Source organism: Pseudomonas sp. KH_046_2 (assembly GCF_057838985.1).
The window spans coordinates 995,921-1,017,400 of the sequence record NZ_CM174480.1 but is presented as its reverse complement, the minus strand read 5'-3'; the positions used below and the strand labels follow the sequence as shown (position 1 = coordinate 1,017,400).

Here is a 21,480-nt window from a genome sequence, read left to right as displayed (position 1 = left end):
GTGTAGAACTGCAACGGATGCGAATGACTCGCAGTTTCAGTCACTACACGGATGGCAATCGGGTTTACCTCACTACAATTTTGAAAATATTTTTATTCAGGGTGATGGGGTGTTTGAACTGACCTCTTCGCGAGCAGGCTCGCGAAGAGGTCAGTCGCTTCAACGCAAAATAATCAGGTGCCCCAACACCTGATGCTGCTCAAACCCCAACACCCCCTGCAACGAACTCAACACCGCCTGCGGGTTCCTGCTCGGAAAGCTGCCACTGACCCGGCGCGTCGCCAGTTCATCGTTGAGTATCAAGATCCGTCCGGGGTAATAGCGCGCCAAATCCTGCACCACATCGGCCAGCGTCGCCTTGTAGTAATTGAGCCAGCCCTGGCGCCAGGCCAACTGCGCTTCGCTGTCCACCGCGTGGAGTGTTTGTGCCGAGCCTTCGCCGTAGGTCACTTGCTGGCCGGCAGTGAGAATTTGCGGTTCGGCGTTCTGGTCCGCCGTCACGCCAACCCGTCCCGACAACACCGTGACCTGTGCACCGCGGGGCTGCAAACGGACTTCGAACTGCGTACCCAGGACCCGCGCCTGGCCTTTCTCGGCGTCCACCACAAACGGCTCGCCGGTGTGGGTGACACTGAAAAAACCGGCGCCGCGACGCAGTTGCACATGCCGCTCGCCGCGGCTGAAATCCACGGCGATGGCGCTGTCGGCATCCAGTGTCACCTGCGACTGATCGGCCAGGGTGACGGTGCGGAGCTCTCCTGGTGCCGAGACGTAATCCGCCCCCAGGTCATCCATCCAGCGCATCGGCTGCCAGCCTGTACCGAGACTGATCATCAACAGCAGGCACGCGGCCATCGCCAGCGCACCGGACCAGCGTCCGACCCTGCTGCGTCGCGACTTGTCCATGGCGTTGAGATAGCCCTGCAAGGCAAAAGCGTCTGCATCGGCGAGCGTGCGCGCCGGCCCTTCGCTCAACTCCCACATGACCTGTGCCTGGGCATAGGCTTCGGCATGGGCGGAGTCGGCCTGCAGCCATTGGCTGAACGTCGCCTGGTCACCACTGCTGGGCTGGTCATGCAACAGGCTCAGCCAGGCCAGCGCGGCCTGCTCCTGCGCTGGCGTCGGAGTGACGCGTTCGAGGTGGTTCACGGTGCTTTCCCTGGCGTACGCGGTTCGGGTTCCCGAAGGCTGGCCTTGCAGGCTTCGAGGGCGCGCATCATATGTTTTTCCACGGCACTTTGGGACAAGCCCATGGCCTTGGCGATCTCGGCGTATTTGCGGCCGTGAATGCGGTTGAGCAAAAAAATCTGCCGCGTACGCTCCGGCAAGGCGCGCAACGCGGCTTCGACGTGGCGCAAATCGTTGCCCGCCTCCAGCGCTGCTTGCGGTCCGCTGCCATGGCTGTCCGGTGGCTCGACCATCAAGCCTTCGCTGGCCCGGACCCGCGTGCCTTCACTGCGCAAGTGGTCGATGGCAATGTTGCCGGCGCAGCGCAGCAGGTAGGTGCTGAGTTCCTCGACTTGCACCAGCGGCCGCCGCCAGAATCGCAAGAACAAATCCTGTACCAGGTCAGCCGCCGTCGCCCGGCAACCGACGCGTCGACTCACCAGTGCTTCCATTTGCGAACGCTGGGAGAGAAACACCTGGAGAAAATGCGCACGGTCGCCGCGCTGCTGATCGCGCTCGATATCGCGAGGGTCGGGTGGAAGAGTGATCATCGTTCGTGTTTCGACCTGGAAACCGGTGAGGCCACGACAGCGTCAGGGGGCCGGCAAGGTCGCAATATTAATGATAAATATTCTCATATGCAAAAGGATCGGGGGCATGGAATCCAAAAGCCACCGAAAACAAAACGGGCCTGCAATGCAGACCCGTTTTCATGGGAAGGTAAAAAGTGAATCAGGTATCAGCCGTTAAGCGCCGCCTGTTCGTTCTCAAGAAACTCTTCTTCCAGCAGATGGTCGGCATGGGCGGCACTCTCGATGGGCACCACATTGGCTCGTTTGCCGCGTAATCTGCCGAACATATGCTCCAGCGCATGTTCAAGTTTGGTGGCCGCTCCGTCGATCGCCTGCTCCATGGTGGAGGCTTTATGGGTGACGGAAACCGGTTGATGGCCTTTTGGCCGCGCCTCCAGCTGGCAGCGCATGTCGTGGGGACCCGGCTTGTCGCCGTTCTCGTCCCGCAGGTGAACCTCGACTCGTGTCAGGTCCTCTTCGTAGCGTTCGAGCGTGCTCTCAATGGTCGTACGTACCCACTCCTCCAGTCGTTTACTGCCTTGAATATGGTTATCGCTATTGACTTGGATTTGCATAGTTCATCCCTTATTTCAGCTAGCTCGCGAGAGGCCGGTCAGCTAAGCCCTTGGGCGTCATCACCGTGACCTCTTACCTACACAATCGGTCTGTACGCTGAACAATTCAACCCCTGAAAAAAGATAAATATTCATACGCAAAAAAAGCCGGACAAGGAGCAAAAGCACTGTTAATGTCGGGAGTCAGGTCGCCCTGCCTACCCGTCCGAATTTCTCACATCTGCCGCTCCCCCAGCGGGTGCAGGCTACGAAAAATCCCTGCTTCCTCCACCAGCCAATCATGCACCGCACGCACACCCGGATGGCTCAACGCCCCCGGTGCGTAAAGCAGCATGTAGCGCTTGTGATTGGGCACCGCCAGGCCGAACGGCACAATCAAGGCACCACGCTCCAACTCATCATTGAGCAAGGTTCGGCGCGCAATCGCCACGCCCATCCCGGCGATGGCCGCTTCGATGGTCAGGTGATTGCGGTTGAAGGTATGCCCGCGTCGCACATCCGCGCCCTCGAAGCCGATGGCATTGAGGTAAAACTCCCATTCCGCGTACTCATAACTGCCGCGCCAGGCGGTGATGTCGTGCAGCAAGGGAAAGTGCATCAGGTCTGCCGGACCGTGCAGCGGCGGACGACCACGCAACAGGCTCGGCGCGCACACCGGAAAAATCTGTTCATCCAGCAAGGCTGTGGATAACAGGCCCGGGTAGCTGCCATCGTTCAGGTCGATCGCCAGGTCGAAGTCGCCTTCATGCAACGGCACGCTGCTGTCCTCGGCCACCAGGCGCAATTGAATGTCCGGAAAACGCTGCTGCAAACGCGGCAGGCGCGGCGTCAGCCATTTGCTCAGGAACGACGGAATCGAGCGCACCCGCAGAATCCCGCTGATCATGCCCGCATCCAGTCGCCGCAATTCCGCGTCGATGCTGCCAAAGGCCTCGTTGACGGTAATGGCCAGGCGCTGGCCTTCTGCGCTCAGCTCCACTCCGCGGGCGCGGCGGTGAAACAGGCGAAAGCCCAGGCGCTCTTCCAGCTGGCGGATCTGCTGGCTGACGGCCCCCGGTGTGATGTGCAGCTCTTCGGCGCATCGGGTGAACGACAGGTGCCGCGCGGCACAGGCGAACACGTTCAGCCAGACATACGTCTGGGCGTGTAATTGACGGCTCATCGTTTAGTCCTGCTAAAGGATGTCTTAGGAGTTTTCGTTGGTCACACAGGATCTTGACAGGCAGTATCGCCCAAATTGCGCTTGTCCTACAGAAATGGCAGCGATTTCCCCTCCATTGCATGTACAGGCTTTAGCATGGCTATCAGTGTTTTCGATCTCTTCAAAGTCGGCATCGGCCCATCCAGTTCCCATACCGTCGGTCCGATGCGCGCTGCCGCAACCTTTGCCCAAGCGCTGGTCGATCAGGGTTTACTGGCTGAGGTGCGACGCGTGGAAATCCGCCTTTATGGCTCCCTTTCGGCGACGGGTGTCGGCCACGCAACGGACCGCGCCTGCGTCATGGGCCTGATGGGCGAGTGGCCCGACGGTATCGATCCCACCACCATCGACAGCCGCATTCACACCCTGCGCGAAACCGGCAAACTGTGCCTGGCAGGCCTAACGGAAATTGCCTTCGACTGGCAACACGATCTCCTGCTGCTAGACGAAAGCCTGCCCTACCACCCCAATGCCATGTCCCTGACAGCCTTCGGTGAAACCGGCGAACTGTTCGAGCAAACCTATTACTCGGTGGGTGGTGGTTTCATCATCGAAGCGGCCGAAGCCGAATCCGGGATCGCACCGGCCGGCGATGTGCAACTGCCTTACGACTTTTCCAGTGCCGCCGAACTGCTCAAGCTGTGCAATGAGCACGGGCTGCGGGTGAGCGAACTGATGATGGCCAACGAACGGGTATGGCGCAGTGACGCAGATACTCGCCAGGGCCTGTTGCATATCTGGTCGGTGATGCGCGAATGCGTCCAGCAGGGCTTGCGTCACGAAGGCATTCTGCCCGGCGGCCTGAATGTTCCGCGTCGAGCGGCGAAACTGCATCGCAGTCTGCAGGAAATAGGCAAACCGAATGTCATTACCTCCACCTTGTCGGCAATGGAATGGGTCAACCTGTACGCCCTTGCCGTGAACGAAGAAAACGCCGCCGGCGGGCGCATGGTCACGGCACCGACCAACGGCGCGGCGGGGATCATTCCGGCGGTGCTGCACTACTACATGAAATTTAATGCCGATGCGTCTGACGACGACGTGGTCGCATTTTTCATGGGCGCCGCTGCCGTCGGCATCCTGTGCAAGAAAAACGCTTCGATCTCCGGGGCTGAAGTCGGCTGCCAGGGCGAAGTCGGCTCCGCCTGCGCCATGGCCGCCGCAGGCCTGGCAGAGGTGCTTGGCGCCACCCCGGAGCAGCTGGAAAACGCCGCCGAAATCGGCCTGGAACACAACCTCGGCCTCACCTGCGATCCGGTTGGCGGACTGGTGCAAGTGCCCTGTATCGAGCGCAACGCGATCGCCGCAGTGAAGGCCATCAACGCCACGCAAATGGCCCTGCGTGGCGACGGCCAGCACTTCATCTCCCTGGATCGGGTGATCCGCACCATGCGCGATACCGGGGCCGACATGCACGACAAGTACAAAGAGACGTCGCGGGGCGGCCTGGCGGTGAACTGGGTGGAATGTTGACCATTTTGGTTGCACGCCAGCAGCTATTGCCCTGAAACGGGCAAAAAACGCGGCCCTTGTAGGAGCGAGCTTGCTCGCGAAAAACCAAAAGGCACCGTGGGGTGTCTGGGTTTACGCGTTATCGTTGACGACCATCGCGAGCAAGCTCGCTCCTACAGAACGTGTTTTTTTGTTCGACAATTTGTCGGCATGCCCCTTGCTAGATCCTGGTTGGAACAATGATGGCGAGATGGCCGGTGGTCAGGCATTGCGAACCAACCCGATCACGGCCGGTCAACAACTGCACGTTCAATCAGGCGGTGACGCATCATGGACAACCCTTTCCAGCTCATTACCGATGCCTTTGCAGCGGATTACCAGATCAACCTGAGCATTCAGGGCCTGGATGGCAGCATCATGCTGACCCTGTCCAACAATGGGCGCGTAGTCGCAAAGCGCATGATCAGCGCCGAACAACGCAATGACCCCGAGCGCCTGAAACGACTGGTGCAGAGCATTCAGTTCGGCATTGCCATCGAGCAGGGCCACAGCGCCGTGGCCATCCTCGAATCCATGACCGATGGCGGCATGCACAGCCTGCCGCCACCAGCCAATGGCCGTCCCCGACCCGCCATGGGGCTTTAAAGCTCGCCCTTTTCTACTTCCGGATGTTCACTGGAGCCCGCACCTGTTTTGCGGTGTGGGTTCTCGATCTTCACCGAAGGAAATTGCGACGAAGCGTAACGCACCACCAGAATCGCAAACGCCAACAGCAGGATCCCGCCGCACAGGTAGATGATCCCCAGGTCCGGCGGGTTGTGGTGCGAAACGTTGGAAATCAGCAGCCGCGTCAGCGCGGTGATCGCCACGTAGATCAGGAAGCGCACGGGCATGTGGTTGGTCTTGAAGTAAATCCCGACCATCGCCCCCAGTTCCAGGTAGATGAACAGCAGCAAGATGTCATCGATCTTGATGTGCCCTTCTTCGATCATCCCGAGAAATTCCATCACCGCCGCCCACGCGGTCACCGCACCAATGGCGAACAGCGCCAGGTAGTGAAAGGTCTCGACGAACAGATTGCCCAGGGACTCGGCCAGTTCATGCACGTTCTGCCGCAGTTTTTCGGCCCAGTTGATTTTCACGATGCTGCTTCCTTAGGTCGGTTCGACCGGATGATGCGGGTTGGACGTGACGGTTTTTCTGTATGCAGAAAAAAGGCCAGCCCATGATGGCGAGCCACTCGAGATTGCGCGCCGTGGCGTTTGGTCGCACCTGTGCAACGCCTCGCCTGACAAATCCCGAATCCGGTCTACATTAAAAAGCCACTACCCAAAAGACAGGGTTTCGCTTATCCTTTAGCTGTATATAGATACAGTAGTCGAAATCGACAACCAATGTGAAGGCATGTGAGGTGGTGAATGGCCGTCGAAGTGGTATACCGCAGCAGCCGAGATCTGGAGCGCTTGTTCATGGATAAAGCCGAAGCTGACCGTCATGACAAAATGCTCGAACTGGCCGAATTGCTGGCTGAAGTGTTGCAAAAAGCCGTTCCGTCCCTGACTGAGCAGCAAGTGGAAGAAGCCGGAATTTACATGGCGAAGAATCGCGATGTGTTCGCCAAAGCGTTCAAGAGCCAGCCGGACGCTCTGTCCGAACTGCTCAGCGCACCGGTTGAAGTCGCACAACCTGTTGCAGCGGCCGAGGTCGCTGAAGCCGCTGAGCCGATTACCCCGGCCAAGCCTGCCAAGGCCCCCAAAGCCGCCAAGTAAGCAAAGTCAATTTGAACAGGCCCTGAGTCGAATGACCCAGGGCCTTTTTCATGGCCGGTACAACACTTTCTCCGCCAACTCATCGGCCACTCGTGCGGGGGAGCGTTTTTCCGCCTGGGCGTGGGCGAACACTTCAGTCAGGCGCGAACTGATTTTCGACAGGTGCGCGGTGATGGTCGAGAGTTCTTCGCCGCGGTGCTTGAGCGACACGTAAATCAGCCCGCCGGCGTTGATCACGTAATCCGGTGCGTACAGGATGCCGCGACGTTCCAGTTGGTCGGCAACATCCAGATGTGTCAGCTGATTGTTCGCCGAGCCGGCCACCGCCGAGCAGCGCAATTGCGACACGGTATGGCTGTTGAGTACACCGCCCAGCCCGCAAGGCGCGAGGATGTCGCAAGGTGTGCTGAGCAGCGCTTCATTGGCAATCGGGTGCGCGCCGAGTTGCTCCATGGCCAGTTGCACCTTGCCGTGATCGATGTCGCTGACCAGCAGTTCGGCACCGGCGGCATGCAGCTGTTCGGCCAATGCATACCCGACATTGCCCAGGCCCTGGATGGCCACGCGAAGGCCTTCGAGGTTGTCGCTGCCGAGCCGGGCCATGGCGGTGCTGCGGATGCCGGTGAACACCCCCATCGCCGCGTGGGGCGCAGGGTCACCTGCTGAAGTGGTGCTGGTGACGTGCTGGGTCTGCTGGGCGATGCAATCCATGTCCGCCACAGAGGTGCCACTGTCGATGGCGGTGATGTAGCGGCCTTCGAGCTGTTCAATGCAGCGCCCGAAGGCTTCGAACAGCGCCGCGCGGTTTTCCACATGGGCCGGGCGCACGATCACCGCCACGCCGCCGCCCTGGGCCAGGCCGGCCAGCGCAGCCTTGTAGCTCATGCCCTGGGCCAGGCGCACAGCATCTTCGACCGCTGATTCGTCGCTGGGGTAGGCAAGGTAACGACAACCACCCAGGGCAGGCCCCAGCCGGCTGTTATGAATGGCAATGACCGCCTTCAACCCGGTGACCGAGTCAACGCTCAGATGCAGCGATTCAAGGCGAGTGCTTTGCATGAGAGCGAACATCGTAAGGCTCCCGAATCACTTCTTGTAGTCGCCAGTATAGGCTTGCGCCCAAAAATTGCAGAAGCGCACAGGAATAAGCGCGGCCACAAAGCAAGCTTTCGGAAATAACCTGTATTGCCCCTTGTGCGGCACTGGACGAATGCCGGAGAGGGGGCTAAAACGAGGCATTGCCCGGAGATTTTGATGACCCCGCGCCAATCGTTCTTCGCCTGCCTGCAACGTTCACCGCCCGCGCTGTTCGAGGCGGCACTGTGGATTGCGGCCGAGCACGACAGCGAGGTGCAGCCGCAAGCACTGCTGGCCGATTTCCAGGAGTTGCAACAACGGGTCAGCGGCGGCTTGCCGATGCTGCCGGTCAGTGAACTGGCCCAGCCGCTGCTGCGGCGCATGAATGACCTTGGTTTCGCCCAGGACGACTTCACACCCTTGCGCCCGCAAGTGGCACTGCTCGACAAGGTACTGGAGCGCCGACGAGGGCAACCCTTGACGCTGGGGCTGATTGCGCTGGAGTTGGCCAGAGGCCTGGAGATTCCCATGGTCGGGGTCAACTTCCCAGGGCATTTCCTGCTGCGGGTGCCGGGCGCCGATCATTTACTCGATCCCTGCGGCGGCCGTCGCCTATATCCGAACGATTGTCGGGAGTTGTTGCAGCGCCAGTACGGCCCGAACATGAAGCTCAACGCCGAGCACCTGACAACCGCCGAACCGGTGCAGATGCTGCAACGGCTGTCGCGCAACCTGCGCCAGTTGTACCTGTCCCACGACGACGTCATCAATGCCTTGATCGACGCCGATCGCGTCCTGGAACTGGGCAACGCCAGTGCCTCAGACTATCTGGCCCGGGCCAGCCTGTACCAGCGGCTGGATTGCCCGAACGCCGAGCGATTCGACCTTGAGCATGCGCTACTGCTCAGCGACGATCCGATCCAGCGAATTCGCCTGACGGAACGGCTGGGGCATCTGCCGCCCAATTCCATCGTTCACTGATCACAAATCATTGTGGGAACGAGCCTGCTCGCTCCCACATTGGGACGGTGTGAATCGTTATGGCGTATCTGGCTGATTCACCGGATGCGCCTTGATGAACGCCGGGTGCGTCGCCGCCAATGCCGCCACTCGCCGGATTCGCGGATAAGCCTCAAGAGAAACATTGAAACGCTCGGCCGCGTACAGCTGCGGGATCAAGTAGACGTCCGCCAGCCCAGGCTCAGGGCCGAAGCAGTATCCGTCATCACCGATCAACTGCTCTATCGTAGCCAACCCTTGGCCAATCCAGTAACCGATCCACTCCACCACCTGCGGTTCGTCGTGGCCCGACTGGCGCAGCCGATTGAGCACGCTGACGTTATGCAGCGGGTGCACATCACAGCCGATCACTGCTGCCACGCCGCGCTCGTGAGCACGGGCAGCCAGGTCCCCGGATAGCAGCGGCACCTGTGGATAACGTTCCTCCAGGTACTCGATGATCGCGGGAGACTGGATCAGCAATTGGCCTTCATCGGTGCGCAAGGCGGGCACGCGGCCCTGCGGGTTGATGCCCAGATAAGGCGGCTGACGATGCTCGCCGCCCTGCGGTGCGATCAGGTTGACTGGCAAGGCTTGATAATCCAGGCCCTTGAGCGCCAACGCGATACGCACCCGGTACGAGGACGTCGAACGGTAGTAGGTATAGAGTTCCATGCCCCGCTCCTGTTAGTGCGCCGGCAGAACTTTGCCGCGGCATTCGCCGAAACCGATGGAAGCAAAACCGTCGCGGCGGCAACGGCCGCGCAGGATGATTTCGTCACCGTCCTCAAGGAATTTACGCACCTCGCCCGAGGCCAGTTCGATCGGCTTTTTACCGCCTTCGGTGATTTCCAGCAGGCTGCCGAACTGACCGTTCTGCGGCCCCGACAACGTGCCCGAGCCGAACAAGTCACCGGCCTGCAATTGGCAACCGTTGACGCTGTGGTGCGCGACCATTTGTGCCACGGTCCAGTACATGTGCCCGGTGTTGCTCAGGGTCAGGCGGTGGGCTGGCAGGTTCTGTTCGCGCATGGCCTCGGTGAGCAGCAACACTTCCAGTTCGATGTCGAATGCGCCAGCGGCCTGGTCGCGCTTGTCGAGCAGGTACGGCAGCGGCTGCGGATCGCCTTGAGGACGCGCAGGCTGGGCACGACGGAACGGCTCCAGCGCTTCGGCGGTGACAATCCACGGCGAGATGCTGGTGATGAAGCTTTTCGACAGGAACGGCCCCAGCGGCTGGTATTCCCAGGCCTGGATGTCCCGTGCCGACCAGTCGTTGAGCAGGCAGAAACCGGCAATGTGATCAGCGGCGTCGCCAATGGCAATCGAGTCGCCCATGTCGTTGCCCTGGCCGATCCAGATGCCCAGTTCCAGTTCGTAGTCCAGGCGCGCGCAAGGACCGAAGGTCGGCTCGGTTTGACCGGCCGGCAATGTCTGGCCTTTCGGGCGACGTACGTCGGTACCGGACGGGCGAATGGTCGATGCACGACCGTGGTAGCCGATTGGCACGTACTTGTAGTTCGGCAGCAACGGGTTGTCGGGACGGAACAGTTTGCCGACGTTCTGCGCGTGCTCGATGCCGACGTAGAAGTCGGTGTAATCGTTGATTTTCGCCGGCAGGTGCATCTGGCAATCCGCCGCCAGCGGCAGCAGTTTTGCACCCTGGGCTTCGATCTTGCCGTGCAGGGTGCTGCCCTCGGCGAACAGCTCCAGCAGACGCTCGCGCAACGCGACGCGAGCCTCGCGGCCCAGTTCGAAGAACGCATTCAGCTGGCCGCCACGAGTGGCCTCGACGGCAGCCTTCGCGGCGCCATCGAACAATCCGGCCTCAAGGGCTGCTTGCAGATCAAAGATATGCTCGCCAATGGCCACGCCACTGCGCGGTGCCGAGCCATTGACGCTGAACACGCCCAGCGGCAGGTTTTGCAGGGGGAAATCCGCGTGGCCGTTGGCGGATGCAACCCAGCTGCGAGTGATGGAAGTCTGCGTCATGGGTTATCTCCGGGTCGGGTCGAAAGTGGCGGGCAGCGTAGCCCAGCAGGCGTCGTAAGTGTTTTGCAGTTGCGGGCAATCGAGGGCGAAACGGCTTGGGCGCAACACCTGGCTGGTCTCGAACATGAACGCCATGGTGTTGTCGATTTTCGCCGGCTTGAGGTCGGCGTTGATCGCTTTGGTGCAAGTCTCACCGTCGGGACCGTGGGCGCTCATGCAGCTGTGCAACGAAGCACCGCCGGGCACAAAGCCTTCGGCCTTGGCGTCGTATTCGCCCTGGATCAAGCCCATGAATTCGTTCATCAGGTTGCGATGGAACCACGGTGGACGGAAGGTTTTCTCGGCCACCATCCAGCGCGGCGGGAAGATCACGAAGTCGAGGTTGGCCAGGCCATGAACGCTGGTCGGCGAGGTCAGCACGGTGAAGATCGACGGATCGGGGTGATCGAAACTGACGGTGCCGATAGTGTTGAATCGGCGCAGGTCATATTTGTACGGCACATTGTTACCGTGCCAGGCGACCACGTTGAGCGGCGAATGATTGAGCTCGCAGGCCCACAACTGGCCGAGGAACTTCTGCACCAGCGTGGTGGGTAGTTGCAGGTTCTCGTAGGCCGCCACCGGAGTCAGGAAGTCCCGCGGATTGGCCAGGCCATTGCTGCCAATCGGCCCCAGGTCCGGCAGACGCAGCGGCGCGCCATGGTTTTCGGCGACATATCCGCGGGCTTGCGGGTCGAGCAGTTCAATGCGGAATTTAAGGCCGCGTGGCAGTACGGCAATTTCCAGGGGTTCGAGTTCAAGCACGCCCAGTTCGGTGGCAATGCGCAGGCGCCCCCGTTCAGGCACCAGCAACATTTCGCCGTCAGCATTGAAGAACACGCGCTCCATGGAACGGTTGGCGCGGTAGTTGTAGATGCTGATCCCGGCCGGTTTTTCTGCGCCCGAGTTGGCGGCCATGCTCACCAGGCCGTCGATGAAATCGGTCGGCTCGGCGGGAATGTCCAGCGGGTTCCAGCGCAGGCGGTTGGGGGTCACCTCACCCAGCGGGCCGCCGGCCAGTTGCCGGTCCAGTTTGACGAATGCCGGATGATTGGCCGACGGCTGAATGCGGTACATCCAGGTCCGCCGCGCTTCGCTGCGCGCCATGGTGAACGCCGTGCCGGAGAACAGTTCGGTGTAAAGGCCGTACGGGGCTTTTTGCGGGGAGTTCTGGCCGACAGGCAGTGCGCCGGGCAACGCTTCGCTGCTGAATTCGTTGCCAAAGCCTGACAGGTAGGCCAGCGCTGGCGTCGTTGAATCGGGGTTCATGGAGCCTCCTGAACAGGGAGTCGGCAGTGGCCGCTCGCTCTGTTGCAGAGGTCGAGGCACGCCTGGGTTATTTTTATCGTAATTTGATTACGCATAACGTAATTTGATTGGTATTGACCGTCAAGCTATAAAGACGCCCATTCGTCCCGGGATCCCAGCCACCATGGAAAAAACCAGCGACAACAACGGTAAACAGAAAGTCCGCTCGGCCGAGGTTGGCACCGACATCCTCAAGGCTCTGGCCGAGTTGTCGCCTTCGACTTCGCTGTCGCGCCTGGCCGAACATGTGCAGATGCCGGCGAGCAAGGTTCACCGCTATTTGCAGGCCCTGATCGCCAGCGGATTCGCCGAACAGAACGCCGCCACCAACCATTACGGCCTGGGCCGCGAAGCCTTGCGCGTAGGTTTGGCGGCACTCAACAGTATGGACGTGCTGAAAGTCGCCGCCCTGCCCCTGGCTGAACTGCGCGATGACTTGAACGAAACCTGTTTTCTGGCGGTGTGGGGCAATCAGGGCGCGACCGTGGTGCATATCGAACCGGCAGTGCGTGCGGTGACGGTGGTGACACAACTGGGTTCGGTGTTGCCGTTGCTCAGTTCCTCTACCGGGCTGGTCTTCGGCGCTTACCTGCCTGCGCGTGAAACCGTGGACCTGCGCGATCAGGAATTGCACAACAGCACCGCCCACGCCTTGGCCGACCAGCACGCGTACACGACGATTTGCGAACAGATCCGCCATCGGGGCCTGCACCATGTGCATGGATTGTTGATGCCCGGAGTGGATGCCTTGTCGGCACCGGTGTTCAATGCGATGGGCAAAATAGCGGCGGTACTGACCGTGGTCGGGCCGACTTCGCTGTTTCATGCTGATGAAAACGGTCCGGCGGCGCAGCGTTTGTTAGCCGCCACCCGTGCCGTGAGCTGGCGCATGGGCTTTGAACCCGACTCATCGACAACCTGAACGCAGCGGCGATGATCAGGCAGGCAGGATCAGGCCCAACTTCTTGCCCATCGCCACCGCTTGCGTGCGACGTTCAACCCCCAATTTGCTATGGATTCTACGGGCATGGGTTTTCACCGTATGCAACGAAATGAACAACTGCTCGGCAATTTGCTGGTTGGAATTACCCTGGGCAATCAGGCCGAGCACTTCCAGTTCCCGACTGCTCAGCAGGCTGGCATCCAGGGCCAGCGCGGTCACCGTCTCCTCGCCTTGTAAACGGCAGATCAGGCTTGGCTGGCGCAAGTTCAAATCACACAATGCCTGTTGCCCCTGACAACGCTTGACCAACACCAGACCGGCCTCCAGTGCTGCGTGGGCCATGTCCGACTCCCCCGTCAGGTCCGCCACTTCGCAGATGACCAATTGCAGCTCCGTTTCCAGCGCCAGCATGGCGTGTTGTTGCGCGTGCTCGAGTAACGCCCTGAGTCGATCCAATGGACGTTGCACCAGTTGCAGTTGGGTTTCGGCCAATACCAACTGGTATTCGATTCGCGCAATCAGCTGCAAGGTGGCCGGCGGTGCCTGGCGCGCGTGGGCCCCGCGGTAATGACGCAAGACCCGGGTCAGCGCCTCCCGCGCCAACTCCAGGCGCCCTTGTTGCAACCAGAAATGACTGCTGATTTGCAGCAGTACCCCGCGATACACCGTGTCGGGGATCTGCCGTTGCTGCATCAACCGTTCGGCCTCGCGCAGACGATCAAACGCATGGGCGTAGTCGCGTTGATTGGCCGCCAGTTGCGCCTGCCCCAAAAATCCGTACAACACGTGCTTGTCCTGACTGTGCAGGCAGTCATCAAGGCCCGCCTGGAAACATTCGCCGGCCAATTCATCCTGACCCTGGCACAGGGCCAACCGACCACGCCGAAGGGCGATTCGTCCCAGCAGCGGCGTCGGTCGATCAGCTTGCCGTCCGAGCATTTCATGGATGTCGGCCAGCAACTGCCCGGCTCGCCGTGGTGCACCACGCTGCTCCAGCAACTGCGCATGATCGAGTTCGAGCAAGCCTTCAAACAGCAACGAGCCTTGTGCCCGCGCCAGGCACAGGGCGTCACGATTGAAGGCCTGGGCGGCATCAAGGTCGGCGTTGAGCAGCGCTTGCTGGGTCAACCCGGACAGACACAGCAACCGTGCGGGCCACGCCTCCGCCTCCAGTTCGTCCAGCGCCTCGATAAAATGCGCCCGTGCCGCCGGCAGGCGTCCCTGCAAATGCAGCAACCAACCCTGTTGCGCCTGCCAACGCGCCAGCAGTTGCCGTTGCAAGGATGCCGTCGGTTGCGGGGCAAATCGGGACAGTTGCCCAATGCAGGCAGCCGCCTGCTCGAAACGCCCGGCAAACAGCAACGCCGCGGCGATCAACCCCACCCGTTGCGGTGTGCCCAGGGTCAACTGTTCACCCAACTGCTCGTGCAGTTTGAGTAACCAGCTGACGTTCTGACGCTTGAACAGATGCTCAAAACTGAAGTGTTGCAACAGGCTGACCGCGACCTCGTGCTCTTGCGCCAGCAACGCCTGCTCGAAAGCGCCCTGCCAGTCTTCTTCGGCGCTGAACCATTGGCACGCGCGGCGATGCCAGGATCGTCCGGCCGGTGTCGGCTCTTCTCGCATCTCCCGGGCCAGTGGCTCGAAGATCCGCAACCACTCGACCGAATCCTCCCAGGGTTCAATGAAGCACCCCATGTCCTGCAACGCGTGCAGCCACTGCGCGCCCTCACCCGTACCAAAAAGATGCTCGCACAAGCTGGCGTTGAAGCGGGGCAGATGAACCAACACCTTCCAGACTTCAACCAACTCCGACGGCAAGGTGTTGAACAACTCATGCTGCAGATAATCGAGCAATGTCGCCGAACGCCCCTGCTCACCTGACCACGGACAACCATTGAGTAACGCGATCCGCACGCCAGCGCACCAGCCACCGCTGCGCGCGACAACCCTTTTGGCAGTTTGTGCAGCCAGGGTCGGCTCGACATGGCCAAGCAACTGCCTGACCTCGGCCTCGGTAAACGCCAGCGCCCGGCCTTCGCATTCGTACAACTCATCATCCAGCAGCAACCGCGGCCAGTTGCAGGATGGACGACGACGGGAACCCAGCCACCAGGTCAGCGCCGGGCTGGCAACGGCCAACAGACGATCAAGCATCCGGTCGAGTTCCGGGTTGGGTGCGCGGCAGAAATCGTCGAGAAACAGCCAGGTCGGCGCCTGCAATCGCGCCAGATGCGCCAGTAACCCGGGCTCATCCGTCGAGGGTAGACCCAGCGCTTGCGTCAGGCGCAACAGAAAATCGGCTGCGCTCAACGACGCCCCCGCCAGCGGCAGCCAACAGACCCGGGCGTGCTCCGGTGCCCGCAGAAGGCATTCGGTGAGCAATGCGCTCTTGCCACTACCGGCCGGTGCGCAAAGCAATTTCACCCGCGCGGTCGAGACCAGCATGGGCTCGATCAGTCGCTCGCGGGACAGATGATGGGACGACAGTCGGGGCAGGAAGCCAGGGCGGTCCAGACAGTGCGTCATTGCAGTCATTTGTGGTGCGCCTTTTTTATAATTCTGGCGCCACCCTAGCCCCCTCCCGAGCGCTTGTTGAAGAAGTATTCAACACACTGATCGACCGCTATAAAAAAGATGACCGCAAAGTCACCCTTTTGTGTAGGAGCCTGTAGGAAACCTACCGAACCCCAGTACTACGCAAGGCTGCCGGCGTGTAGTCCCCTGCTTTTGCATTGATGTTGAATTCGAAGCTGCGCTTCTCTTCGTTCTTCATCCCCAAGGCGATATAGCGACCGGCAATCAGGTCATACAGTGCTTCGACGGTGTAGGCCGGCACCTGGTGATCGTAATAGAACTGGGCATGCCCTTCGGCGACGCGCCAGAGCTGTCCGCGCCCGTCGTAGTGGTCGGCCAGCGCCACTTGCCAGCTGTCTTCATCGATGTACATGTGGCGTTTGGCGTACACATGACGCTCGTTCGGCTTGACCGTGGCAACGACTTCCCAGACCCGGTGCAACTCATAGCGGGTCAGGTCCTGGTTGATGTGCCCGGCCTTGATCACATCGGTGTACTTGAGGTCGGGCGAATCGAGCTTGTAGCTGTTGTAAGGGATGTACATCTCCTTCTTGCCGATCAGTTTCCAGTCGTAGCGATCCGGCGCGCCGGAAAACATGTCGAAGTTGTCGGTGGTACGCAGGCCGTCGGACGAGGTGCCAACGCCGTCATAAGCGACCTGTGGCGCACGTCGTACCCGACGCTGGCCAGCGTTGTAGATCCAGGCCTTGCGCGATTCCTTGACCTGGTCGAGGGTCTCGTGAACCAGCAACACGTTGCCCGCCAGTCGGGCCGGGGCGGTCACTTCCTGCTTGAAGTAGTTGAGGACGTTTTCGTCGCTGCCCGGTTTCAGATCGCCGAGCAACGAAGGCACGGCGACCTCGTCCTTGAAGCGGATCACGGTGAAGTCGCCATTGGACTGCGGTGTCGCCTGGGTGATGGTGCGGCGCAGATTACCACCGTGGTAACGAGTGACGTGGTTCCAGATCACTTCCACGCCATTCTTCGGAATCGGGAATGCGTAGTAGCGATTGCCGGTGAAGTTGGCCAGACCGTTACCGTCGTTGATCGGTGTTACGTTCAGTGCGCTGCGTTTGGCCGACTCATAGATTTCTGCCGGTAACGCCACGGTGCGATGGCTCGGGTAGACCGGAATCTTGTAGGTCTCGGGGTAGCGCTTGAACATCGCGATCTGGCCGTCGGAGAGCTTGTCCTTGTACTTGTCGACGTTCGCCGCGGTGATCACGAACAACGGCTTTTCGTTGGCGAACGGGTCGGCCAGGAAACCTTTACTGTCCACCGCCCCGGCGTTTTTCGGGATGCCGCCGGTCCAGGCCGGAATCGAGCCATCGGCGTTGCCGGCCTTCTCGGCACCGAGCGGTGTAAGGCTGGTGCCGAGCTTGCCGGCTTCTTCCGGCGACACCGCGGCCATCACGTTGGCCGCCAGCAGACTCAGGGCCAGAACGGTGCCCAATTGCAGAATCATCTTGCGCATTGAATTCATCCTTTTCAGCCAGATCAGAAGTTCGCACCAAAGCTCAACGCCACGAAGTCACGGTCGGTGAGGACGTTGTAGTCGCCGCCGAAAAAGTCGGTGTAACTGAGGCTCGCGGTGTAGGTGTTGCGATAGTCCGCATCGACACCGAGGCTGATGGCCTTGGCGCCTTCGTTGAACAGACCGTTGGGGCCATAGCCGGAGACGTCGTGGGACCACGAGAGGTTGGGTCTGAAGTTGATCCCGGCGATAAGGTTGTTGTAGTCGAGGATGGCCCGGCCGCGATAACCCCATGAAGTCGAGGTCACGAAGCCGCCGGTATCGCCGCCGAAACCATACTGGCCATACACCGAGTCGCGGCCGTAGCGCAGTTTGGTACGCGGCTCCAGACCACCGACCCGAACCACCGCTGCCTCGCCCACCAGGGTCAGGCGATCCGCACCTGCGACCTGATCGATGAAGTGCGTCAGGGTGCTCTGGATCTGCGTCACTTCCTTGCGGCGATAACCCGTGTTGTCCGCACCGGGGGACGTGGCGATGGGCGATGCCGCACCGCCTGCAATCGGATTGAGCATTGCCAGGGTCAGGTCATTGGTATTGACCTGCACCGGCAGGTTGGGGCGGTAGCTGATTTCACCGCTCCACGCGGTGCCGGTGGATAAGGTGGTGGAGAAGCTCGCGCCGTAGAGGCGGATGTCCTCCGGGTATTCGAGGTAATACTGGCCGCGACCGAGCATCACGCTTTGGGCCAGGCCCGAACCGCTGCCGGGGGCGATGCGGTTGGCGGCGGCAACGATTCCCGGAATGCTTGCCAGCGTACTGAGCCCGGCGGTGGTGGTCCCGACATTCGGCGAACGGCTGTGGTAGTTCATGAAGTACAGGCCGTACTCGGTGTCGTCCCCCAGCCAGCGCAACGCCGTACCCCACTGCCCGGAATCCCGGGCATCGCGGTCGCCGCCACGGGGAACGATCACGCCCTCCTTGCTGACCTCGAAGCCCTGGCCAAAGGCAGCTGCAATCGGCTGCAACGGTGCAATGGCCGGGCTGGCGACGGTGTAGCCCTTGTTGCAGCCGTCCGCCACCACATCGACACCAAAGAAAGTGCCGCAGTTATCGACGACCGTCTGGTCCCATTCCAGCTGATAGAAGCCTTCCACGGTCAACTTCTCCGTCAGGCCCTGGGAAGCGAACAGCATGTTGACCGGGATCAGGCCTTCCTTGATCTCGGCGCCAGGACGACGGAACGCGGAGACGTCGACCGGATTGATGCTGTTGATCGAGTTGCCGATGAAGGTACTCTCGCCCCAACTGACCACCTGCTTGCCAGCGCGGACCGTGCCCGGCAAATCGGCGAGTGAGTAGTTGTGATAGACGAAAGCGTCGAGGATTTGTCCGCCGGAAGACTTGGCGCCTTCTTTGCGATTGTGATCGCTGATGTCCTTGAATGGGCGGCTTTCATCCTTCAGTTCAAAGTCGTACCAGTACTTGCCACGCACAAACACACCGGTGTCGCCGTACTTCAGTTCGAGGTCGTGAATACCCTTGAAGATCTTCGAAAACGTTTCGCTTTTCTTGAAATTCAGGCGCCCGTCGTCACCGGTCGAAGACTGGCCGGAACCGCCGTTGACGGTACCCACCAGGGCGTCATCGGCATCACGCATGCCCCAGCTCGCGCCGACCGACAACGAGGAGTCGAACGTCCCCTCGATTTCCCCGATGTTGAACGAAACGGCCTGAGCCTGGGCACAGCAGCCCAATGTGACCGCAGCCGCCAGCGCCTGCGGTGTGAAGATGGCGCGCATTGTTGTTTTTGTCATGCGTCTTCCCCGGTGAGTGACAGAAGACCTCACCCTACTGCCGGGCAACGGGGTCGATAAGCGCACCAAGGAGGTATTCGTGGCGTACCTCTAAAGGATGACTGGCACAGGGTCATCACCCAGACGACGAGCACCCGAATCCTGACTGTTGCCGGGGCTGCAACAGTGCATGTCGGGAATTGGTATTTTTCCTACAGCGCCGAGGGCTTATTCTTACCTCGCTATCACAGTAAACCACCGCCGGCACCCTGTACCGGCCTGCGCCGTGACTGAAAGATTTCAGATGAATCGAGGATTCGGTTCGTCACCCTGTGTTCACTGACGTTGATTTGTAGCTCCTGATCCAACGTCTTACTTTGGCCGCTGCGTTTGCAGCGGCCTTTTTTATGGGCGATGGTTTTTGATGAATAACGACTGCCAATCGGTAACCCCTGACCATACAGGCAAACTTTCGCATACCTACATTTCTTTCAGAAAGCGCCTACAAGCATAGGTAAACACCAAAAGCACTCGAGTCATTAAGTTGAACAGCACGTCGGCGAACGACTTTTATCTTCGTCCGACTTCAAACTTACTTATTGCGAGTGCAACCATGAAACCCATCAAGTACAACCATTATCGCTCAACCCGAAGCTTCAACAGTCGAATACGCTTTCTGATTCTTCACTACACGGCCGCTGACTTTGCGAGCTCTGCCAGTGCCCTGACCGGCCCGAATGTCAGCGCGCACTATCTGGTTCCAGATATCACGGACCCCAGCTACCTGAAAGCCGGCTATACCGGGCAGGAAGTGTTCAGCCTGGTGGATGAAGCCCATCGCGCGTGGCACGCGGGTGTCAGTCAGTGGGGTAGCCGCGGCAATCTGAACGACACGTCCATCGGCATTGAGGTCGTCAACCTGGCGACCGACAACAAAGGCAAATTCACTTTTCCGCCGTATCACCCCGAGCAGATTGCTGCGATTGAACAACTGGCGCTGAACATCCTCAAGCGCTATCCGGATATCACGCCGACCCAGGTTCTGGGCCACTCCGATATTGCGATTGGTCGCAAAAGTGACCCGGGACCGATGTTTCCCTGGCGGGAGCTTTACTTGAAAGGCGTCGGCGCCTGGTTCGATGTAACTACTCGGGACAAGTATCTGCGCCAATACAACGCTTCAGGCGTTCCAGCCCGAGGCGAATTGCTGGAGCTGTTCAAAACCTATGGATACGAAGTTTCGGGCGCGTCAACGGAAGGCGGTTTTCAACAGTTGGTGCGAGCATTCCAGATGCATTTTCGCCCGGAAAACTTCGACGGAAAAATGGACGTGCAAACAGCCGCCAACCTGAAGGCACTGGTAGTCAAATACTTTCCTGGCTGATCGGTAACAAACGGCTCCCAGCCGACAAATGCAACAACCGGCAAGGTCAATCAATGTGGCGTTGCCGACGGTATCAGAGCGTATATCTCTGCAAGTTCCCCATCATTTCCTTCAATGCTTCGATGTTGTCCTTCGGATGCGCAGCACCTTCGAAGTCGCAAATCTGCTGCCAGTGCGCCGCCACGTCTTCCGGGGAGAAACCGGCCCGTGGATCGAAGCCGATGCCGAGGCTGCGCTCCCAGCGGACCTTGCCCATCCAGCCGCCGCCAACTTCGAACAGGCCGGAAGTTTCCTGGCAACTCTCGCTGGCCAGGTACACCACCAGCGGGCTGACCAGTTCCGGCTTGAGCTGTTCGAAGACTTGCGGCGGGATCAGGCCTTCGGTCATGCGCGTGCCACCGGTGGGGGCGATGGCGTTGACCAGGATGTTGTTCTTGCGGCCTTCGATGGCCAGGGTGCGGGTCAGGCCGTAGAGACCGAGCTTGGCCATGCCGTAGTTGGACTGGCCGAAGTTGCCATAGATGCCCGAAGTCGACGCGGTGAAAATCACCCGGCCGTAGTTTTGCTCGCGCATGTGCGGCCAGGCGGCGCGGGTGACTTTGTAGGCACCTTCGACGTGGACGCGGTAAACCAGGTCCCAGTCGGCGTCGTCCATTTTGTGGAAGGTCTTGTCACGCAGGATCCCGGCGTTGTTGACCACCACGTCGACGCGACCGAAGACGTCCAGGGCGTGCTGGACCAGTTTGTCTCCATCCGTGACCGAGTCGTGGTTGGCTTCAGCGATGCCGCCAGCCTCGCGTATTTCCGCGACCACGCGGTCGGCGGCCGAGGTGTTGGTGCCTTCGCCCTGGGCCGAGCCGCCAAGATCGTTGACCAGCACCCTGGCGCCCTGTTTGGCGAACAGCAGTGCATGCGCCCGTCCCAGGCCACCACCGGCTCCGGTGATGATCACGACTTTATCTTCGAAGCGCACAGGCTCATTCATGGGGGGACTCCAGCAGGCCAAGGGACAGTGCGTCCGAGTTTCAGGCACGGCGCTGCGGGTCACAATGAACACGGGGGAGGCTGAATGGTGGGCAATAAGGCTGGGGGATGATTGATGGAGAAAATGGACACGAAACCCTGTGGCGAGGGGGCTTGCCCCCGTTGGGCTGC

Annotated in this window: 18 protein-coding genes and 1 pseudogene; 6 read left to right on the top strand and 13 right to left on the bottom strand. The window is 60.3% G+C overall.

Annotated elements, in window-relative coordinates; all coding sequences use genetic code 11:
• Positions 1 to 159 precede the first annotated feature (159 nt).
• The 4 genes from AC3IX1_RS04580 to AC3IX1_RS04565 form a co-directional block, all read right to left on the bottom strand.
• A complete protein-coding gene (locus AC3IX1_RS04580; protein WP_489387293.1) occupies positions 160 to 1,149 on the bottom strand; it encodes a FecR family protein in 990 nt (329 codons plus the stop codon).
• Positions 1,146 to 1,718: an RNA polymerase sigma factor gene (locus AC3IX1_RS04575; protein WP_489387292.1), complete on the bottom strand. Its 573-nt coding sequence runs from the start codon at positions 1,716 to 1,718 to the stop codon at positions 1,146 to 1,148. Before AC3IX1_RS04575 ends, AC3IX1_RS04580 begins: the two co-directional genes overlap by 4 nt.
• A 188-nt stretch (positions 1,719 to 1,906) precedes the next feature.
• The gene (locus AC3IX1_RS04570; RefSeq protein WP_489387291.1) at positions 1,907 to 2,314 is read right to left on the bottom strand and encodes an HPF/RaiA family ribosome-associated protein; all 408 of its coding nucleotides are present in this window, start codon (positions 2,312 to 2,314) and stop codon (positions 1,907 to 1,909) included.
• A gap of 214 nt (positions 2,315 to 2,528) precedes the next feature.
• On the bottom strand, positions 2,529 to 3,476 hold the full coding sequence (locus tag AC3IX1_RS04565; protein ID WP_108229093.1) for a LysR substrate-binding domain-containing protein: 948 nt from the start codon (positions 3,474 to 3,476) through the stop codon (positions 2,529 to 2,531).
• A gap of 135 nt (positions 3,477 to 3,611) precedes the next feature.
• Between AC3IX1_RS04565 and AC3IX1_RS04560 the strand changes: the two genes are divergently transcribed.
• Together AC3IX1_RS04560 and AC3IX1_RS04555 are read left to right on the top strand one after the other, a co-directional pair.
• Complete coding sequence (locus AC3IX1_RS04560; RefSeq protein WP_489387290.1) at positions 3,612 to 4,988, top strand: L-serine ammonia-lyase; 1,377 nt, start codon at positions 3,612 to 3,614, stop codon at positions 4,986 to 4,988.
• Between the two features lie 309 nt (positions 4,989 to 5,297).
• A complete protein-coding gene (locus AC3IX1_RS04555; protein ID WP_489387289.1) occupies positions 5,298 to 5,612 on the top strand; it encodes a DUF3509 domain-containing protein in 315 nt (104 codons plus the stop codon).
• Here the strand turns inward: AC3IX1_RS04555 and AC3IX1_RS04550 are convergent.
• Entirely contained in the window at positions 5,609 to 6,109 is a 501-nt protein-coding gene (locus AC3IX1_RS04550; RefSeq protein WP_008000650.1) for a phosphate-starvation-inducible protein PsiE, read from the bottom strand. The two genes, AC3IX1_RS04555 and AC3IX1_RS04550, sit on opposite strands and share 4 nt — an antisense overlap.
• Before the next feature lie 276 nt (positions 6,110 to 6,385).
• On the opposite strand from AC3IX1_RS04550, the pseudogene AC3IX1_RS04545 reads away from it, so the two are divergent.
• Positions 6,386 to 6,625: pseudogene (locus AC3IX1_RS04545) on the top strand (YebG family protein); the annotation flags it as partial.
• Positions 6,626 to 6,784: 159 nt separating this feature from the next.
• Here the strand turns inward: AC3IX1_RS04545 and AC3IX1_RS04540 are convergent.
• The gene (locus AC3IX1_RS04540) at positions 6,785 to 7,807 is read right to left on the bottom strand and encodes a Glu/Leu/Phe/Val dehydrogenase family protein (RefSeq protein ID WP_489387288.1); all 1,023 of its coding nucleotides are present in this window, start codon (positions 7,805 to 7,807) and stop codon (positions 6,785 to 6,787) included.
• 183 nt (positions 7,808 to 7,990) lie between these two features.
• On the opposite strand from AC3IX1_RS04540, the gene AC3IX1_RS04535 reads away from it, so the two are divergent.
• Entirely contained in the window at positions 7,991 to 8,794 is an 804-nt protein-coding gene (locus tag AC3IX1_RS04535; RefSeq protein ID WP_489387287.1) for a SirB1 family protein, read from the top strand.
• A gap of 57 nt (positions 8,795 to 8,851) precedes the next feature.
• On the opposite strand, the gene maiA is transcribed toward AC3IX1_RS04535, so the two are convergent.
• The 3 genes from maiA to hmgA are packed head-to-tail and all read right to left on the bottom strand — an operon-like array spanning position 8,852 to position 12,112.
• A complete protein-coding gene (gene maiA / locus AC3IX1_RS04530; RefSeq protein WP_489387286.1) occupies positions 8,852 to 9,487 on the bottom strand; it encodes a maleylacetoacetate isomerase in 636 nt (211 codons plus the stop codon).
• A gap of 12 nt (positions 9,488 to 9,499) precedes the next feature.
• A complete protein-coding gene (gene fahA / locus AC3IX1_RS04525; protein ID WP_489387285.1) occupies positions 9,500 to 10,804 on the bottom strand; it encodes a fumarylacetoacetase in 1,305 nt (434 codons plus the stop codon).
• 3 nt (positions 10,805 to 10,807) lie between these two features.
• Positions 10,808 to 12,112: a homogentisate 1,2-dioxygenase gene (gene hmgA / locus AC3IX1_RS04520; RefSeq protein ID WP_489387284.1), complete on the bottom strand. Its 1,305-nt coding sequence runs from the start codon at positions 12,110 to 12,112 to the stop codon at positions 10,808 to 10,810.
• A gap of 163 nt (positions 12,113 to 12,275) precedes the next feature.
• Between hmgA and AC3IX1_RS04515 the strand changes: the two genes are divergently transcribed.
• Complete coding sequence (locus tag AC3IX1_RS04515; RefSeq protein ID WP_489387283.1) at positions 12,276 to 13,073, top strand: IclR family transcriptional regulator; 798 nt, start codon at positions 12,276 to 12,278, stop codon at positions 13,071 to 13,073.
• 15 nt (positions 13,074 to 13,088) lie between these two features.
• On the opposite strand, the gene AC3IX1_RS04510 is transcribed toward AC3IX1_RS04515, so the two are convergent.
• From AC3IX1_RS04510 to AC3IX1_RS04500, 3 genes are all read right to left on the bottom strand, one after another.
• A complete protein-coding gene (locus AC3IX1_RS04510) occupies positions 13,089 to 15,632 on the bottom strand; it encodes a LuxR C-terminal-related transcriptional regulator (RefSeq protein WP_489387282.1) in 2,544 nt (847 codons plus the stop codon).
• A 142-nt stretch (positions 15,633 to 15,774) separates the two neighbouring features.
• A complete protein-coding gene (locus AC3IX1_RS04505) occupies positions 15,775 to 17,145 on the bottom strand; it encodes a DUF1329 domain-containing protein (protein WP_489387281.1) in 1,371 nt (456 codons plus the stop codon).
• A gap of 23 nt (positions 17,146 to 17,168) precedes the next feature.
• Entirely contained in the window at positions 17,169 to 18,962 is a 1,794-nt protein-coding gene (locus AC3IX1_RS04500) for a DUF1302 domain-containing protein (protein WP_489387280.1), read from the bottom strand.
• A gap of 592 nt (positions 18,963 to 19,554) precedes the next feature.
• Here AC3IX1_RS04500 and AC3IX1_RS04495 point away from each other — a divergent pair.
• Positions 19,555 to 20,325 carry an N-acetylmuramoyl-L-alanine amidase gene (locus AC3IX1_RS04495; RefSeq protein WP_489387279.1) on the top strand — a complete coding sequence of 257 codons (771 nt, stop codon included), beginning with the start codon at positions 19,555 to 19,557 and terminating at the stop codon, positions 20,323 to 20,325.
• A 73-nt stretch (positions 20,326 to 20,398) separates the two neighbouring features.
• Here the strand turns inward: AC3IX1_RS04495 and AC3IX1_RS04490 are convergent, their stop codons facing one another.
• A complete protein-coding gene (locus tag AC3IX1_RS04490) occupies positions 20,399 to 21,310 on the bottom strand; it encodes an SDR family oxidoreductase (RefSeq protein WP_489387278.1) in 912 nt (303 codons plus the stop codon).
• Positions 21,311 to 21,480 lie beyond the last annotated feature (170 nt).

Coding starts and splice junctions, on each gene's coding strand:
- AC3IX1_RS04565 (WP_108229093.1), bottom strand. CDS start 3,476: ATGAGCCGTCAATTACACGCCCAGACGTATGTCTGGCTGAACGTGTTC.
- AC3IX1_RS04570 (WP_489387291.1), bottom strand. CDS start 2,314: ATGCAAATCCAAGTCAATAGCGATAACCATATTCAAGGCAGTAAACGA.
- AC3IX1_RS04500 (WP_489387280.1), bottom strand. CDS start 18,962: ATGACAAAAACAACAATGCGCGCCATCTTCACACCGCAGGCGCTGGCG.
- AC3IX1_RS04505 (WP_489387281.1), bottom strand. CDS start 17,145: ATGCGCAAGATGATTCTGCAATTGGGCACCGTTCTGGCCCTGAGTCTG.
- maiA (WP_489387286.1), bottom strand. CDS start 9,487: ATGGAACTCTATACCTACTACCGTTCGACGTCCTCGTACCGGGTGCGT.
- AC3IX1_RS04560 (WP_489387290.1), top strand. CDS start 3,612: ATGGCTATCAGTGTTTTCGATCTCTTCAAAGTCGGCATCGGCCCATCC.
- AC3IX1_RS04515 (WP_489387283.1), top strand. CDS start 12,276: ATGGAAAAAACCAGCGACAACAACGGTAAACAGAAAGTCCGCTCGGCC.
- AC3IX1_RS04555 (WP_489387289.1), top strand. CDS start 5,298: ATGGACAACCCTTTCCAGCTCATTACCGATGCCTTTGCAGCGGATTAC.
- fahA (WP_489387285.1), bottom strand. CDS start 10,804: ATGACGCAGACTTCCATCACTCGCAGCTGGGTTGCATCCGCCAACGGC.
- AC3IX1_RS04575 (WP_489387292.1), bottom strand. CDS start 1,718: ATGATCACTCTTCCACCCGACCCTCGCGATATCGAGCGCGATCAGCAG.
- AC3IX1_RS04490 (WP_489387278.1), bottom strand. CDS start 21,310: ATGAATGAGCCTGTGCGCTTCGAAGATAAAGTCGTGATCATCACCGGA.
- AC3IX1_RS04535 (WP_489387287.1), top strand. CDS start 7,991: ATGACCCCGCGCCAATCGTTCTTCGCCTGCCTGCAACGTTCACCGCCC.
- hmgA (WP_489387284.1), bottom strand. CDS start 12,112: ATGAACCCCGATTCAACGACGCCAGCGCTGGCCTACCTGTCAGGCTTT.
- AC3IX1_RS04510 (WP_489387282.1), bottom strand. CDS start 15,632: ATGACTGCAATGACGCACTGTCTGGACCGCCCTGGCTTCCTGCCCCGA.
- AC3IX1_RS04495 (WP_489387279.1), top strand. CDS start 19,555: ATGAAACCCATCAAGTACAACCATTATCGCTCAACCCGAAGCTTCAAC.
- AC3IX1_RS04540 (WP_489387288.1), bottom strand. CDS start 7,807: ATGTTCGCTCTCATGCAAAGCACTCGCCTTGAATCGCTGCATCTGAGC.